13 protein-coding genes are annotated in these 16547 nt (G+C 65.3%); 7 read left to right on the top strand and 6 right to left on the bottom strand.

Features of this window, described 5'->3' with window-relative positions:
* The first annotated feature begins 60 nt into the window (after window positions 1-60).
* Complete coding sequence (locus FHT19_RS11845) at window positions 61-1191, top strand: AI-2E family transporter (RefSeq protein ID WP_248290424.1); 1131 nt, start codon at window positions 61-63, stop codon at window positions 1189-1191.
* Here the strand turns inward: FHT19_RS11845 and FHT19_RS11840 are convergent.
* On the bottom strand, window positions 1157-2743 hold the full coding sequence (locus FHT19_RS11840) for an AMP-binding protein (protein ID WP_169475276.1): 1587 nt from the start codon (window positions 2741-2743) through the stop codon (window positions 1157-1159). The genes FHT19_RS11845 and FHT19_RS11840 overlap by 35 nt on opposite strands.
* Window positions 2744-3000: 257 nt before the next feature.
* Between FHT19_RS11840 and FHT19_RS11835 the strand changes: the two genes are divergently transcribed.
* From FHT19_RS11835 to FHT19_RS24275, 4 genes are all read left to right on the top strand, one after another.
* Window positions 3001-4194, top strand: coding sequence for an SRPBCC family protein (locus FHT19_RS11835; RefSeq protein WP_169475275.1), 1194 nt, complete (start codon window positions 3001-3003; stop codon window positions 4192-4194).
* Window positions 4195-4208: 14 nt separating this feature from the next.
* Window positions 4209-5546: an aromatic ring-hydroxylating dioxygenase subunit alpha gene (locus tag FHT19_RS11830; RefSeq protein WP_168557404.1), complete on the top strand. Its 1338-nt coding sequence runs from the start codon at window positions 4209-4211 to the stop codon at window positions 5544-5546.
* A complete protein-coding gene (locus FHT19_RS11825) occupies window positions 5543-5983 on the top strand; it encodes a nuclear transport factor 2 family protein (protein ID WP_169475274.1) in 441 nt (146 codons plus the stop codon). Before FHT19_RS11830 ends, FHT19_RS11825 begins: the two co-directional genes overlap by 4 nt.
* A 207-nt stretch (window positions 5984-6190) precedes the next feature.
* Window positions 6191-7105, top strand: coding sequence for a hypothetical protein (locus FHT19_RS24275; RefSeq protein WP_211184889.1), 915 nt, complete (start codon window positions 6191-6193; stop codon window positions 7103-7105).
* Between the two features lie 42 nt (window positions 7106-7147).
* Here the strand turns inward: FHT19_RS24275 and FHT19_RS11815 are convergent, their stop codons facing one another.
* From FHT19_RS11815 to FHT19_RS11805, 3 genes are read right to left on the bottom strand one after another with little or no spacing between them, the layout of a single operon-like run.
* A complete protein-coding gene (locus FHT19_RS11815; RefSeq protein WP_168557406.1) occupies window positions 7148-7924 on the bottom strand; it encodes an SDR family oxidoreductase in 777 nt (258 codons plus the stop codon).
* A gap of 11 nt (window positions 7925-7935) precedes the next feature.
* Window positions 7936-8736, bottom strand: a complete 801-nt coding sequence (locus tag FHT19_RS11810; protein ID WP_168557407.1) for an SDR family oxidoreductase — start codon at window positions 8734-8736, stop codon at window positions 7936-7938.
* A gap of 3 nt (window positions 8737-8739) precedes the next feature.
* Window positions 8740-9519, bottom strand: coding sequence for an SDR family NAD(P)-dependent oxidoreductase (locus FHT19_RS11805; protein ID WP_248290423.1), 780 nt, complete (start codon window positions 9517-9519; stop codon window positions 8740-8742).
* Window positions 9520-9703: 184 nt separating this feature from the next.
* On the opposite strand from FHT19_RS11805, the gene FHT19_RS11800 reads away from it, so the two are divergent.
* Both FHT19_RS11800 and FHT19_RS11795 read left to right on the top strand, forming a co-directional pair.
* The gene (locus FHT19_RS11800; protein ID WP_169475272.1) at window positions 9704-11170 is read left to right on the top strand and encodes an aromatic ring-hydroxylating dioxygenase subunit alpha; all 1467 of its coding nucleotides are present in this window, start codon (window positions 9704-9706) and stop codon (window positions 11168-11170) included.
* Window positions 11167-11940: a ThuA domain-containing protein gene (locus tag FHT19_RS11795; RefSeq protein ID WP_169475271.1), complete on the top strand. Its 774-nt coding sequence runs from the start codon at window positions 11167-11169 to the stop codon at window positions 11938-11940. Before FHT19_RS11800 ends, FHT19_RS11795 begins: the two co-directional genes overlap by 4 nt.
* A gap of 71 nt (window positions 11941-12011) precedes the next feature.
* Here FHT19_RS11795 and FHT19_RS11790 read toward each other — a convergent pair whose 3' ends face one another.
* Entirely contained in the window at window positions 12012-14084 is a 2073-nt protein-coding gene (locus FHT19_RS11790; protein WP_169475270.1) for a phospholipase C, phosphocholine-specific, read from the bottom strand.
* Between the two features lie 59 nt (window positions 14085-14143).
* Window positions 14144-16375 (bottom strand): TonB-dependent receptor, encoded by a 2232-nt coding sequence (locus FHT19_RS11785; RefSeq protein WP_168557412.1) that lies wholly within the window; start codon window positions 16373-16375, stop codon window positions 14144-14146.
* Between the last annotated feature and the right edge of the window lie 172 nt (window positions 16376-16547).

Below are 16547 nucleotides of genomic sequence, written 5' to 3'. Positions count from 1 at the left end.
GATGCCCAAACCCACCCACCCGAACTGGCGCCGCGCGTTTGGCTGCGCTAGGCATGGGGGATGCAAGCGCCCCCCCAAGACGATGCCCCCGGAACCTGGACTTCCCAAGACGGCCAGCAGGCCACCCGCGCACAGCGGCTAACCGGGCTGGTGGCCATCACGCTGCTGGCACTGGCCGGGTTGTGGACCTTGCGCGCGTTTCTGCCCGCGCTGGGCTGGGGCGTGATCCTGGCGCTCTCGCTCTGGCCGCTGCATGCGGCCGCCGCGCAGCGCTGGCCGCGCGGGCAATCGCTGGTTCTGCCGGCCATCTTCACGCTGCTCGTGCTGCTGATCTTCGTCATCCCCCTGGCCATGGTGGCCAGCGCGGTGATCCATGACAGCATGGCCGTCACCCAATGGCTGGCGCAGGCCCATGCCCAGGGCGTGCCCGTGCCCGCTTTCCTGGCGCGCCTGCCCTATGGCGATCATCTCGTCGTCTTGTGGCAACAGACCCTGGCCACGCCCGAGGCCATCGACCGCCTTTCGCACCAGGCGCGCGGCCTTCATTTCACCACCGGCGAAAAGATTCTCGGCCTGGTGGCACATCGGGTGCTGTTGATCAGCTTCATGCTGCTGACGTTGTTTTTCCTGCTGCGCGATGGTGCGCGCGTGGCGCATGGCTTGCGCATCGGCACGCGCCGGGCGTTTGGCGAGGCGGGCGTGCGCGTGGTCGATCAGGCGGCGATGGCCGTGCGCGGCACGGTCAACGGGTTGATCATCGTCGGCTTTGGCGAAGGCGTGCTGATGGGCGTGGCCTACGGCCTGGCAGGCGTGGTCCATGCCGCGCTGCTCGGTTTGCTGACCGCGCTGCTCTCGGCCATTCCCCTGGGCGCGGTGGCGGCGGTGGTGCTGGCCGCCGCGCTGCTCGGCGCGGCGGGCCAGGCGGCAGCGGCCGTCGCAGTGCTGGCGTTTGGCGGCATCGTGGTGTTCGTGGCCGACCATTTCGTGCGGCCGGTGTTCATCGGCGGCGCCACGCGGCTGCCGTTCCTGTGGGTGCTGCTCGCCATCCTGGGCGGGATCGAGACCTGGGGCCTGATCGGCCTGGTGATCGGCCCGGCGCTGATCGCCGTGCTGATGCTGTTGTGGCGCGAATGGGTCGGCGCCCACCAAGGGCCGCTCAACCCGGCGGCAGAGCAACCTCTTCCCGAATAGCCGCCGCGATCTGCGCGCGCAGCTGGTCCTTGCGGATCTTGCCCGCCGCAGTGCGCGGCAATTGCGCCACCCATTCGAAGCGCTCGGGAATCTTCTGCCGCGCCAGCCCGCTTTGCGCCACGTGCGCGGCCAGGTCTGCCGCCGTGACGTCTGCCCGCGTGACCACGAACGCGCAGACCCCTTCCCCCAGCCGGTCGTGCGGCATCGCCACCACCGCGCAGTCGGCCACGGCAGCATGGATTGCCAGCACCTGCTCGATCTCGGTGGCCGAAATGTTCTCCCCGCCGCGAATGATCAGGTCCTTCTTGCGGCCGGTCACCGTGATGGCGCCATCGGCATCGCGCACCCCCAGGTCACCGGTGCGGAAAAAACCTTGCGCATCGATGGCGGCGGCGGTTTGCGCCGGATCGGCATAGCCGATCATCATCGCCGGCCCGCGCGCCAGGATTTCCCCCTCCTGGCCATCGCCCAGATCGTTGCCGGCATCGTCCACGATGCGCACGGTGTAATCGACGATGCGTCCGTCGGTCTGGCTCGCGCGTTCGGGATTGTCCGGCCAGCCAAAGCTGACCAGCGGCACTTCAGAGCTGCCGAACACGCGGAATGGCGCGCACGCGGCAAAGGCATCGCGCGCGCGGGAAATCACGTCGGGCGCCACGGCCGCGCCGCCACAGGCAAAGAAGCGGAAGCCGGGCAGCGTCTCGCCCGCATCGCGGGCCGCCTGGGCCAGTTCCACCAGAAAGGGCGTGGCCGCCACCGTGCCCACCACGCCATGCCGCATGATCAACGCCAGCGCATCCTGCGCATGCCAGCTTTCCATCAGCACCGTGCGCGTGCCCACCACCAGCGGCATTTCCAGCCCGTTGGCATAGCCCGAAACATGCGTGACCGGCGATGGCATCAGCATGGCATCCCCGGCCTTGAGCCCCCAGAATGCCGCGCTCTGGCCGATCACCCGGCCCAGCGTGGCATGGCTGTGCAGCACGCCCTTGGGCCGTCCCGTCGTGCCCGAGGTATAGAGCACCATCTTCACGCCCTGCGGATCGACCGGCACCGTTGCGCTGGGCAACGCGCGCCCGGCCTCCACCAAGGCGGCATAGTCGTCTGGTCCCTGCCCGCGCACGGTAAACACGTGTGCCAGCGCGGGCAGGTCGGGCTTCACCCGCGCGGCCATGGCGACGTAATCCACCTTGCGGAACGTGGTGGGCACGAACAGTGCCCGCGCCACGCAATCGCCCAGCATCACGCGCAGTTCCGCGTCGCGATAGATCGGCACGATCGGGTTGATCACCAGGCCCGCCAGCGCACAGGCCAGGTTGATCACCGCCGCCTCGCGCCAATTGGGCAGCTGGAACGCCACCACGTCGCCCGGCCGCAAACCCCGCGCGCGCAGGCTCGCCGCCAGGCTTTGCCCATCGGCCCACAGCGCGGCAAACGTCAGCGCGCCGGCCTCGTCGATCATGCACGGATCATCGGGCCGCTGGGCGGCGAGGTCTGCCGCGCGATCGGCGATCGTGGTGCTGGGCCACAACCCGCCCTGGGCAAATGCCATCTGGTGCGCGGCGGGAACGGGCGGCCAGGGCAATCCCTGCACTTGGCCCTGCACTTGGCCCTGCCGTGGCGTCGATTCGCGGCTGTTACCCATGATCCTCTCTGCGTCGCCCATCCATCGCTTGTGCGCCGCTTCAAGTGCCCCTGTCCACTTGGCCAAAATAAGAGGAACCTGTCACCTGTCCCAGCTTGGCAAAGCGCTCGGCCTGCGGCAGCCTTGGGCCCGCGAAAGAACAATGCAGGCAGGAGAGGCCGCAGATGAGCAACGAACGGGCCGAGCGGCGCCAGCGGATCGGCGACATCGCCGAGATCATGCTGGATTACGTCGAGCACAACAGCACGTACCAGGCCCAGCAGGTGGCGCGCGTGCGCACGGCCAGCTACACCGATCCCGATCAGTGGAAGGCCGAGATGGAACTGGTGTTCCGCCGCCTGCCGCTGATGCTGGCCTTCACCGCCGAACTGCCCGAACCGGGCAACTACAAGGCGATGGACGCGATGGGCCTGCCGGTCCTGATCGTGCGCGACAAGAGCGGTGTTGTGCGCGCGTTCCTCAACGTCTGTTCGCATCGCGGTGCGCCGGTCGCGTCGGAAGGACATGGCAAGTGCGCCCGCTTCACCTGCAAGTATCATGGCTGGACCTATGGCCAGGACGGCAAGCTGCTGGGCATTTCCGAAAGCGCCAATTTCGGCGACGTGGACAAGGCCGGTCTCGCCCTGCGCGCCCTCCCTTGCGAAGAGCGCGCAGGAATGATCTTCGTGTCGCTCACGCCCAATGCTCCGCTCGATCTGGATGACTATTTCCAAGGCTTCCTCGACGATTTCGACAACGCAGGCTTTGCCGACTGGACCTATCTCGGCAGCCGCACGATCGAGGGCGCCAACTGGAAGATCGCGTTCGACGGCTATCTCGAAGGTTATCACTTCGCCTCGCTGCACCCCGAAACGATCGAGCCGCGCACGCCATCCAATCGCATGTTCTATGAAGGGTTCGGCCCTTCGATGCGTATCGGCTTTCCGCAACACCGCATTGCCGAAGCGCTCAAGGACGTCCCGCGCGAGGATTGGGGCGATCAGGAAAACAACGGCTTCGATTTCGTGCGCATCCTCTTTCCCAACGTCTCGGCCTTCCTCGCGCCCGAGATCACGCAAGTGGCCCAGCTGTTTCCCGGGCCGACGCCCGATCGCAACCGCACCGTGCTGCACTACTTGCGCCGCGAGCCGATCCGCGACGAGGCCGACCGCGCCGCGGTGGAGCAGATGATCAACTTCTTCCGCGATGTGACCTACCAGGAAGACTATGTCATCGGCCTGGAAATCCAGAAGGGCCTGGAAAGCGGCGCGCACGACAATCTGGTGTTCGGCCGCAACGAGCGCGGCAACCAATACTTCCACGAATGGCTCAACTGGTACCTGCAGGACGATCCCACCCTGCCCAAGCCGGTGATGTAAGGAGCGCGCCCGCGATGACGGTTCAGGAACTCAAGTCCCGCTATTCGCCCGAATTCGACATGCCCGTGCGCGGCGACACGATCACCGCCGATCGCTATATCTCGCGCGAATGGATGGACAAGGAAGCGCAGAACCTGTGGCCCAAGGTGTGGCACCTGGGCGGGATGCTGGCCGAACTGGAAGAGGAAGGCGATTTCATCCGCCACGATTTCGGCAAGGATTCGATCCTGATGATCGCCCAGGCCGATGGCGGGGTGCGCGCGTTCTACAACAGCTGCCCGCATCGCGGAAACCGCCTGGTGCTGGGCGATGCCGGCCATATGCCGCGCATCACCTGCGGCTATCACGGCTGGCAGTTCACCCCCGATGGCGTGCTGGCCAAAGTGCAGGACCCCGATGATTTTGCTGGCGGCAACCCCTGCGGCAAAGTCCACCTCTCGGAACTGCGCTGCGAAACCTGGGGCCCGTTCGTGTTCTGGTGCATGGACGATGATGTGCCGCCGCTGGCGCAATGGATGGCGCCTTTGCAGGAACGCCTGGCCAACTATGGCCTGGAAAACTGGGTGCGCGTGCTCAAGGTTTCGTGCGACGCCGATTTCAACTGGAAGATCATCCGCGACAATTTCAACGAAAGCTATCACCTCCCCACGATCCATCCCGAACTGGCGACCTTCATCAACGATGGCCTGCCCACGACTTTGTTCGAGATGTATCCCAGTGGCCACAACGCGATGTGGATGATCGGCCATCAGGCAACGACCCGCGTCGATTACCACAGCGCCGAAGTGCCTGCCCCGCTCGATGACATCGCCCGCGCCTGGGGCATCGATCCGGCCGATTACCATGGCCACACCGGCGACATTCGCGCCGCCGTGATCGCCGCCAAGCGCAAGCTGGGGCCCGAGCGCGGCTATACCATGTACGAGCACATGACCGACCAGCAGCTGGTGGACTATTTCCACTGCACGCTGTTCCCCAACCTCACGCTCACCATGTCGCCCGAACAGATGCAGGTCTTGCGCACCGAACCGCACCCGACCGATCCGGAAAAGTGCGTGTTCCAGCACTGGTGCCTCTATCCCCCGGTCAAGGGCATGAAAGAGGTGGTCACGCCGGTGGGCACCGTGCCTTTCCGCCACGATGCCGTGGCGCGGCACAGCCGCTATGGCGATGGCGTGTCGCTGGGCTTTGTGGCGGACCAGGACCTGTCGATCGGCACCACGCAGCAGCAAGGCCTCAATTCGCGCGGGTTCAAGGGCTGCATCCTGCCGGGCCAGGAAAAGCGCATCCAGCGCTTCCACGAACTGCTCAACGATTATGTGGCCGGCAAGGGACCGGTGCAGGCCGGATGACCTATCCCGCACCGCCCTGCCCGGCAGACGTGCGCCAAGCATTGGCCGATCTGGTCACCGCCTATGCCATGGCGGTGGACGATATCGGCCATGCCGCGGGCGTCGCCGCGCTGTTCACGCCCGATGGCTGCTATGACCTGACCAGCTTGGGGCTGGGCCAGATCACCGGCCGCGCCGCCATCCAGGCCTTCTTCGAGCAGGCCTTTGCCACGATGGCCAGCAACGCCCATTTCCTCGGCAATGTGGCGCTGGTGGCCTACGATGGCGCCACCGCCAGCGTCACTGCCTATGGCCACGCCTTCAGCCTGGGCACAGATGGCACGCTGCTGGAAGTCAAAGCGCGCTATGCGTTCGACGTGGTGCTGCAAGACGGCACCTGGCGTATCGCCCGCCTGGGCATGGCCATGCTGCTGCCGCCAGTTTCCACGGCAGGATAAGGCCCCTCCACCCCGCACTGCGGCAGGGAGAACCTTGGATCCTCCCCATGCAATGGGGAGGTGGCAGGCCGCAGGCCTGACGGAGGGGCCGGCGGCAAAACGCAACCTCGCCACCCCCTCAACTCGCCGCAAAGCGCCACAAACCGTCAGCATCCGTTCACGCGGACAGGCATAGCCCATGTCCATCACAGTGAGTGGATCCTTTCGATGCCCCAACCCATTTCCCGCATCGTTCTTGTTGCCAGCGCCGCTGCCGTGGCTGCGCTACCGATCATGGCCGGCAGCGCTGCTGCGCAACAGGCCTATCCGCCATCTGGCTATGACCAGAACGACGGGTATGACCAGAACCAGGGCTATGATCAGGCGCCCCCGCCCGATTACCGCGACCAACCACCGCCAGGCTATGACCAGGGCCCGCCGCCCCAGGGCTATGCCCAGCCCTATCAGCAGGGCGCGCAGACCACGACCACTACCACCACGACCCGGACGGTCGAGGTCCAGAGCTATGACCAGGGCCCGCCGCCGGGCTACGACGGCACGCGGCCTCCGCCCCCGCCGCCCGGATATCGCCCCGCCGCGATCGATCAGGCCCAGGCGGAACGCGACGCCCGCTATGCCGCCGATGCCGAAGCCTGGGCGCGCGACAACTGCGTCAAGGCGCGTAGCAATGCCACGGCTGGCGCGGTGATCGGCGGGATTTTCGGTGCGCTTGTGGGCAATGGCCTGTCGAGCCGGCATGATGGCGGCTTCGGCACCCTGGCCGGTGCGGCCGTGGGCGCCGTCGGCGGCGCCGCGATCGGCGGCAGCACGGCCAACCAGACCAGTCCGGGGTGCCCGCCGGGCTTCGTCGTACGCTCGGGCGCAGCGCCCTACAGCTATGACACGGTCTATTTTTCCAACTATTATTACGCCGCGCCGGGCTGGTATCGCCCGTGGGTCTACGTCGGCGATCGCTGGACCTATCGCCCTTATCCGTACCACGATTACTATTACCGCGCCTATCGCCCCTATCACCCCAATGGCTGGGGCGATCGCGGCTATTACGGTCGGCCGGGTTATTATGGTCGTCCCGGTCCTTATGGTCGGCCGGGCGGCTATCGCGGTCCGGGCCACCATTTCTGATGCCTATGCGTGCTGCCGGGATGCCGGCAGCACGCATCCGCTTCAGCTCATGCAATAACCACCATCCATCATGAATTCGCTGCACGTGACGAAGCTGGCCGCGTCAGAGCAGAGGTAGACCACGCCGCCGGCCATTTCCGCCGGCCGGCCCAGGCGGCCGATCGGATGCGCGGCCACTACGCCCTGCATCGATACTTCGAGCGAAGGCACCGCGCCCAGATCGACATAGCGCTGCATGATCGATTGCAGCATTGGCGTATCGATCCCACCGGGATGCACGCTGTTGGCGCGAATGTTGTAGCCCAGCGCGGCAAATTCGGCGCCCATGCATTTCGAGAGCATCTTTACGGCCGCCTTGCTGGTGCAATAGGCGCCATTGAACGGCGCGCCCTTGATCCCGCCCACGCTGGAAAAGTTGACGATCGAGGCCCCGCTCGCGCGCGCCTTGCCGCCCTCCTTCAACAACGGCAGCAGCGTCTGCACACCGATCACCACGCTTTCCACGTTCACCGCATTGATGCGGCGCCACTCGGCCAGGGGCGTTTCCTCAATGCTGGCCACCACGCTGATGCCGGCGACATTGACCAGCGCATCGAGCCGGCCATATTCGCGACCGACCAGATCGGCCACGGCTTGCCAATCGGCCTCGCTGGTCACGTCATGCGCCAGGGCATGGTCGGCCAGCCCTTCCTCGGGTGCGCCCACGTCGGTTGCCACCACCGTGGCGCCGGCCGCCTTCATCGCGCGCACCACTTCGCGGCCGATGCCGCCGCGCGCGCCGGTGACCACGGCCACCACGTTATCGAGTTCAAAAGCCATGGCGTTTTTCCCTATTGTGCGGTCCAGCCGCCATCGATCACCAGTTCGGCCCCGGTCATATAGCTGGCGTCCGCGCTCGCCAGGAACGCCGCCGGGCCGGCCAGTTCCTCGGGCTCGGCCAGGCGGCCGTTGGGCGTGGCCCCTTCCATCGCAGCGACCAGGTCTTCGGGTTTCTGCGCAAAGCCCTTGTCCACCCAGCGCTGGAACCCGGCGTTGAGCAGCGGCGTGCGCACAAAGCCGGGATGCAGCGAATTGGCGCGGATCGGCATGCGCTTGTGCGCGAATTCCACCGCGATGCCCTTGGTGAACAGCCGCACCGCGCCCTTGCTGGCGTTGTAGGCCGAAACCTCGGAATAGCCGACCAAGCCCATGATCGAGCTGACATTGATGATGCTCGCCCCGCCGGCCACGCCAGCGCCCGATTTCGCCAGCAGCGGCACGAGCGCGCGCGTACCCAGGAACACGCCGTCGACATTGACGGCCATGATCTTGCGCCAGGCCTCAAGCGTAAGGCTTTCCACCGCGCCGGTCAGATCGGTGCCGGCGTTGTTGACCAGCACATGGCAGGCGCCCTTGGCATCCATATGCGCGGCAATGGCGGCCCAGTCGTCCTCGCTCGTCACATTGGCGCGCAGATAATCCGCGCCGCCACCGATCGCGGCAAGGGCATCGGCCACGGCGGGGCTGTCGGCGGCATCGAGATCGGTCACTGTCACGCTTGCCCCTTCACGGGCAAAGCGCGTGGCGATGGCAAGGCCGATTCCGCGCAAGGCTCCCGTCACCAGGGCAATTCTTCCGGCAAGACGTTCCATGGCCTAAACTCCCATCATACCGGCGGTGGTGGCGCCGTCGATCGTGATCTCCGCGCCGGAAATGAACGCCGCCTCGTCGCTGGCAAGATAGGCCACCAGGCCGGCCACTTCCTCCACCTGGGCCATGCGATTCATCGGCGCCATGCCTTCATAGATCGCGCGCACGGCGGCCGGATCTGGCTGGCTTTCCATGATGTGGCGGATAAGGTCGGTTTCCACCACGCCGGGCAGGATCGCGTTGACGCGGATGCGATAGCGTTTCTGCCCGCAATAGACCGCCGCCGATTTGGCCAGGGCCACCACGGCGGCCTTGGTGGTGGAATAGGTCACGTAATTGCCCAAGGGGCGCGCCGCGTTCATCGAGGAATTGACGATGATCGATCCGGTCGCCCCTTCGTTGCGGGCCATGGCGCGGATGGCATGCTGCACCGTCAACATCACACCGGTCTGGTTGACCGCCACGACCTTGTGCCAGCCCTCGATGGTCACGTCCTCGATGCTGGCATCGCCCTGTTCGGTGCCGGCATTGGCAAAGGCGATGTCGAGCCGGCCGTGATCGGCCAGGATCCCCTCGATCAGCGCCGGCCAGGCCTCGGCGTCCTCCACGCGATGGATGGCAAAGCGGCCGCCCACTTCGCGCGCCAGCGCCTCGCCCAGTTCGGCGCGCGATCCGGTGAACACCACATGCGCGCCTTCCGCCGCCAGGCGTCGCACCGCGCCTGCGCCGATCCCGCTGGTGCCGCCGGTTACCAGCGCCACCTTTCCTTCCAGCCTTGTGGCCACGGCCATGCTCTCCCGCGTTTCTGCTCTGGCCTGCGATCATGCCGTGATCAGGGCCAGAGCGAAACCTATGCTTTCAGCAAGGTGACTTGCCGCCGCCCCCCGTCCTAGACCATGCTGACAAGAATGCCGGGCGGGCGCGATCCGCTAAAATGGCCCGGCGCGAGAGGACAGGACGGCACCGACCATGGCAGCATCCGATACCGCATCCCCCGAAACCATCGCCAATCCCGCGCGGCCAACGCCCGAAAGCTGCGGCTTGCCGGTGAGCGAGGGGATCAGCTGGCTCGAACTCATGGCCCGCGACTCGCGCCCGGCGCCCGATGTCCTGGTCACGCCCAGCTACCAGAACCGCGGCAGCACGCCGATTGCCGCCGCGCGCTATACGTCGGAGCATTTCGCGCAGCTGGAGCGGGAGCGGATGTGGCCACGCGTATGGCAATTCGCCGCGCGCGAGGAAGACCTGCCCGAGCCGGGCGACTATGTCGTCTATGAAAACGCCGGGCGCAGCTTCCTGATCTCGCGCCAGGACGATGGCAGCGTGCGCGCGATGCACAACGTGTGCCTGCATCGCGGGCGCAAGCTGCGCACGGAGGATGGCAGTGCCGATCGCTTCGTCTGCCCGTTCCACGGCTTTGCCTGGAACAAGGACGGCAGTTTCAACCACATGCCCTGCAAGTGGGACTTTACCCACCTGGATGAAAACAAGCTGTCGCTGCCGCCTGTCGAAGTGGGCCGGTGGGGCGGCTATATCTTCCTGCGCGAGGAGCCGGGCGGGCCAAGCCTCGAAGAATTCCTCGCCCCCCTGCCCGACCATTTCAAGCGCTGGCGGCACGAGGATTGCGTGACCGTCATGTGGGTGGGCAAGGAAGTGCCGGCCAACTGGAAAGTGACGGCCGAAGCCTTCATGGAAGCCTGGCACACCGTGGTCACCCACCCGCAATTGCTGCCCTTCACCGGCGATTGCAACAGCGCCTACTGGACCTGGGGCGATCATGTGAACGTCAACCTGGTGCCGTTCGGCACGATGTCTCCGCACCTTGATCCCAATGGCAAGAGCGAGCAGTGGATCGTCGACCAGTTCGTGAAATACAACGGCCGCAGCGGCGACAACTATGATCCCGCCGCCGATCCCTATGCGGTTTCGGTGCCCGAAGGAATGACCGCGCGCGAGGCACTGGGCGCGCGCATGCGCGCCGCCTATACCGCGCAGACCGGCTATGACCATGAAGACGCCACCGACGCCGAACTGCTCGACGCGCTGGTCTACAACGTCTTCCCCAACTTTGCGCCGTGGGGCGGATTCATGCCCAACATCGTCTATCGCTGGCGCCCCGGAAAGACGCCCGATACCTGCATCATGGAAGTGCGCATCCTGATGCGCGTGAAAAAGGGCGAAAAGCACCCGCGCGGCGTGCCGATGAAGTTCCTCACGCTCGACCAGAAATGGACCGAAGCGCCCGAACTCGGCATCCTGGGCGACGTGTTCGAACAGGACATGGACAACCTGCCCTATGTGCAGGAAGGCCTGCATGCGTCCAAGACCGGCCAGGTGCAGCTGGGCAATTACCAGGAAATCCGCATCCGCCAGTTCCAGCAGACACTCGACCGCTATCTGGGCATTGCCGATGGCAGCGATGGGGTGCAAGGATGAGCGAGAGCGGCGAAAGCCACCCGCGCCGCATCAATTGCGTGCTGGTGTGCGGCGGGGTGTGGCACGACATCGATTTTGCCCGGCTCGAACTCTTGAAGCTGCTGGCAGACGATCCCGCCGTGCGCACCCGCGTGTTCGAGGATTACGAGAACGTGGCCGCGATCGAGACGGCCGATATCCTGATCACCTACACCTGCGACATCACGCCCTCGCTCGCCGCGCAGGAAGCCCTGCGCGCCTGGCTGGCGCGCGGTGGGCGCTGGTATGCCCTGCACGGCACCAATTCGGTGCTGCGCCTGCTGGCCGATGGGCCCAATGCCGGCCTGTGGGACGCGCCGCGCTGGGCCCCGCTGTTCATGGACCTCTTGGGCAGCCAGTTCATCAGCCACCCGCCCATCGCGCCCTATCGCGTGGACGTGGCCGATCCCGATCACCCGCTGGTGGCCGGAGTGGAGCCGTTCGAAACGACGGACGAACTCTACCATCTGGAAACCCATGGAGACTTGCACGTCCTGCTCGACACCTGCTGCACCGAGCCGGGCACCGGCTTTGTCGAGGCAGACGCCGCGCCGGGCCGCCATCCGGTGTTCTATATCAAGCACCACGGCGCGGGCGCCGTGCTCTACCTCACGCTCGGCCACTGTCGCGGGCATTATGACCTGCAACCGATGCTGGACTGGTGGCCCAGCGTGGACCGCTGCGCCTGGGACTTGCCGGTGTTCAACGAGTTGCTGCGCCGGGGCGTGGCCTGGCTGAAAGAACCGCTCTAGAACGCGATGACAAACAAGTGGGACCGGTTTCTGTCAGGGAATTCGGGCGACCACAAATATCCAGGCGTTGTCTATGCCTCCACCAGCGTGCCGATCGCGGGATCCGACCAGCTCGGCTTGCCCGTCTCCACATGGCCGGCATAGCGGCGGCGAAAGCCAGCGGGGCCATCCACGACCAGGTCATACCAGTGGTGGCTGGCCGCCACGGGCACGCGCAAAGTGCGGGTCTGCCCTGCCGCCAGCGTCAGCCGCGCCAGTTCGCGCGGGCCATAGGCCAGGCGCCGCACGGTAAGCGCGAGCGGCGCCGTACCGGGGTTAGCCAGGGTGAGCACCACCTGATCGCCGGCCTCTTCCAGCCCGACCCGCGCGGGAGGTGGCAATGGCCCGGCCAGTTCGCGCACAAAGCCGTTCGGCCCGCGCACGATCAACCGGCACGGTCCCTCGCCCAGCCCAGGCGGACGGTCGCGCAGCGTGGCGCCAGCGGCCACCGTGTAAGTCCACGGGCCGGCACTGCCTGCGCGATCATAGACCTGGAACACTGCACCCTGGCGGCCGGTGTTGGCAAAGACCAGCTGCCAATCGGCCCCCTCGCCCGCTTCCCGCACGGCCAGGCGATAAGGCAGCGCGCGCGCCGGGCGTTGCCCCGGTTCCTGCTGTGGCAGGGCCTGTGCCTGGGGCGGCCGGGGCTGGGGCATGCTGGCCTGGGCCGCCACGCGGGCGCGATAATCGCCGATGGCGGGCATGGCATGCAGCGCGGCGGCATCGGGATCGGCAAAATCGAACACATCTGTCAGATCCCCGGTCACGGCGCGGCGCCAGGAGGAAATATTGGGCTCCATCACGCCAAAGCGCCGCTCCAGGAAGCGGATCACCGAAGTATGATCGGCCACGCCCGAATGCACGAACCCGCCGCGCGTCCAGGGTGACACCACCAGCAGCGGCACGCGGATCCCCAGGCCCACCGGCTCGCCCTTGTAGATTTCGCCCCGCGGCTCCACGCTGGTCAGGCCCTGCTGGCGCGATACTGCCGGCACCGGGCCGGGCACATGGTCGAAAAAGCCGTCGTTCTCGTCATAGTTGATGATCAGCGCGGTCTTTGCCCAGACCTTGGGATTGGCCACCAAGGCTTCCACCAGTCGCGCCGTCAGGCTTTCGCCATAGGCCGGGGTCGCCTCGGGATGCTCGCAATACTTGTAGGGCGCGACGATCCACGAAACCTGCGGCAGGGTATCGGCGGCCACATCCTTGGCAAAGGCGGAAACGAGGTATTGCGCCTGCGACGTGGCGGCGGTTTGCAAGCTGGTGCCCTCAATGAAGGCACGGCCGCGGCGATAGAGCGGCGAGGTGCGCTCCAGCCCTCGAAACTGCGCGAAATAGGCAAGCGAGTTGTCGCCGTAGTTCTCGTATTCCTGATAGACCTGCCAGCTGATGCCCGCCGCCTGCAGCCGTTCGGCATAAGTCGTCCAGCGCGAAACGGCGGGGAAATCGGCCTTGTCGCGCGCCATGTCGGCGGTCCAGTTGCCGTCGTCGACATTGTCCACCGCCTGCGCGCGATCATCGCCCACGCTCAGGCCACTGGTGCCGGTGAACAGGAACATGCGATTGGGATTGGTCGGCCCATGGAGAGAGCAGAAATACTGGTCGGCAATGGTGAACGCGTCGGCCAGGGCATGGTAATAGGGAATGTCGGCGCGCACGAAATGGCCCATCGCCTGGGCCGTCTTGTGCTTGATCCACACGTCGTATTCCGCCCAATCGGCAAAAGCGCCTTTCCAGCTGTGGTCCAGGCTTTTCAGCCCCTGGGCGTTGCTGATCTGTCCATCGAGATGAAATGGCAGCACCGTGCCGGTGCCATCGGGCCCATGGCCATCGGGGGCGGGCTGGTGAAACACGCTGCGCCCGTTGCGCAGCATCAGCGGGCGCGGATCGCCGAACCCGCGCACCCCGCGCAAAGTGCCATAATAGTGATCGAACGCGCGGTTTTCCTGCATCAGGATGACCACGTGTTCCACATCCGCCAGGGTGCCGGTGCGACGATTGGCCGGCAGCGCCAGCGCCGTGGCGATCGATGCCGGCAAGGCGCCCGATGCCGCAGCCGCTGCCACCGCTTTGAGGAAAGTGCGGCGCGCGGGCCGATGCGTCATTCGGTTTCCCCAGGGAAAGCATGGGTGCCGGCGCTGCGCCGGCCGGCACCCATCATGGCTTAGAACCGCTTGCGCAGCGTGATCGAGGCCTGGCGCGGCGCCCCTACCAGCATCGATTGCAGCGTGCCGGAAGGATCGGTGAACGCAAGGCCGTTCTCACCCAGCGTGGCGATATACTTCTTGTCGAACAGATTGGTGACATTGCCCTGGATTTCCAGGTTCTTGAGCGGCCCATCGGCGGCGTCGAACTTGTAACCCAGCGACAGGTCCACCAGCACGCGGCCAGCCACGCTGGCATCGTTGGTATAGGTATAATAGCGCTTGGACTGATAGTTGGCGCCCACCCGCGCACTGATCACGCCATCGTCATAAGCCACTTCGGCGTTGGCCAGATGCGCCGGAACCGTGGCGACCTGCTTGTCCTTGGTGTGATAGAGCGTGCCGCTCAACACATCGTCGTCATAGCGCGCATCGGTGTAGGAATACGAACCATAGAGCGAGAGAGCGCGGGTCAGGTGATAAGTGCCGGCCAGTTCGACACCGTTGGTGGTGACCGAACCCACGTTGGACAGGATCGTGGCGCAGCCCACGATGATCGCGCAGGGCTGGACCGAGAGCAGGCGGTTCTCGAACTTGACGTGATAGCCCGCGATCGAACCCTCGAAATGATCGAGGTGGAAGCGGAAACCGCCTTCGATGGTCTTCGACGTCTCGGGCTTGATGGTATTCTTGATCGCCTGGAAACCGGCCTGGTTGGTCATGAACGGTTCGGTGGTGAAGGCGCGCATGTTCTCGGCATAGCTGACGAACGCTTCGACCGCCGAATTGAAGGTGTAGTTCACGCCGGCCTGGGGCAGGAACAGGTCGCGCGCCTTGAGCCGGCCAGAAGTATCGCGCGCGGCAGCCGTGGACTGGCTGGCCGGATCGTACTTGTTGTCGACAATCACGCTCAGGCCCTTGAACCCGGCGTTGATCTTGAGATTGTCGGTGGCCTGGAACGTGTCCTGGATGAAGAACTGTCCCGTGGTGATCTTGAAGTTGTACTTGTATTGCAGATAGAATGACCCTTCGGGCCATTCGCGGTTATCGATGCTCGACGTGGTGCTGTCAGCCAGGCCGAAGAAATTGCGCGCCGTGGTATACTTGTTGGATTCGTACCAGCCGCCCAGTTCGATTTCGTTCTTGGCGATCTTGTAGGTCAGGGCGCCGGTCAGCCCGCCGCGCGCGATCTTGTACGAAGTGGCGCGGATCGACAGCGCCGCGCCGCCCGGCGTGGGCGTATAGGGCGTCCACCAGGTGCCGATGCCCTTGTTGTGGTGGTAATAGGGCGAAACGCGCAGCGACAGACCGGGCGCGAGGTCCGCCGTCAGGCTGGCGCCGGCCAGGAAGTCCTTACGCAGGCCATAACCGTTGTAATAGGTATCGTCCGCGCAGATCGTCTGGTCATATCCGGCATAGTTTTCACAATACTTGGAATAGTTGACCAGGTCCGATTGCAGGTTCTTGGCAATGGCCAGGGCCGTCTTGTAGTCGTTGCGAATGTAATCCCAGTTCCAGCCGTATTTCTTCACCAGGGCCGGCGACATATCCATGTAGTCGTCGTCCTTGAAATCGGAATAGTTGGCAAAGGCGGTCAGCTTGGCGCTGGTGCCCAGCGGCACCACGATCTTGCTGTTGACCGACCAGGCCTGCTGCTTGCCCTCGCCCTTCCACTTGGGCGCATCGAGCCACGATCCGCTGACATAGGCCTTCACGCCGCCGCCCAGGTCACCGGTGTTGACGCGGCCGAACAGGCGATAGGCGTTTTCGCTGCCATAGCTGGCCTGGGTATCGACGCCGAAGTCGTCAGTGGGCGTCTGGCTGAAGAACTGCACCGTGCCGCCCAGGTTGGAACTGGACGGCGTATCGAGCGCACCCGAGCCTTGCGCCAGCGTGGAGCTGCCGATGTTTTCCGAAGCGATGGCGCGGCTGATGTGCAGCCCGTTGAAATTGCCATAGCTCATGTCACCCAGCGGCACGCCATCCAGCGTGAAACCAAGCTGGTTCTGGCTGAAGCTGCGCACCGAAAAGCGCGTGGACCATTCGTTGGTGCCCAGCGCATTGGCCGACTGCACCGAAACGCTGGGCAGTTTTTCCAGAACCTTCAATGGGCTGGTACCAGGCGTCGCGGCCTTGATGTCGATCGCGGTAACGGTCTGCACCTGGCGCGTTTCGCCCCGGCCGAAAACCACAATGGGATTGTCTTCCGTCACGCCTTCGGCGGCATCGACCGCAGGCGCCGTTTGGGCCATGACCGGCGTTGCGCCGCATACCAGAGCAAGGCTGGCGACGCCGGATAAATGCTTATACCGCATATGAATTCCCCCATGTGTTATACCAAACATGATCACGGGAAACGCGGCGTTTTTCGCTTTTGCGGACTCGCCGGATCAGTTCAGCCAGGTCCTCCTGTCAAAAAAGCTA

The sequence above is a fragment of the Novosphingobium sp. SG919 genome, from assembly GCF_012932495.1.
Classification (GTDB): Bacteria; Pseudomonadota; Alphaproteobacteria; order Sphingomonadales; family Sphingomonadaceae; genus Novosphingobium; species Novosphingobium rhizosphaerae.
The sequence above is the reverse complement of the archived record's forward strand: the minus strand, read 5'-3'. Positions and strand labels throughout refer to the sequence as shown.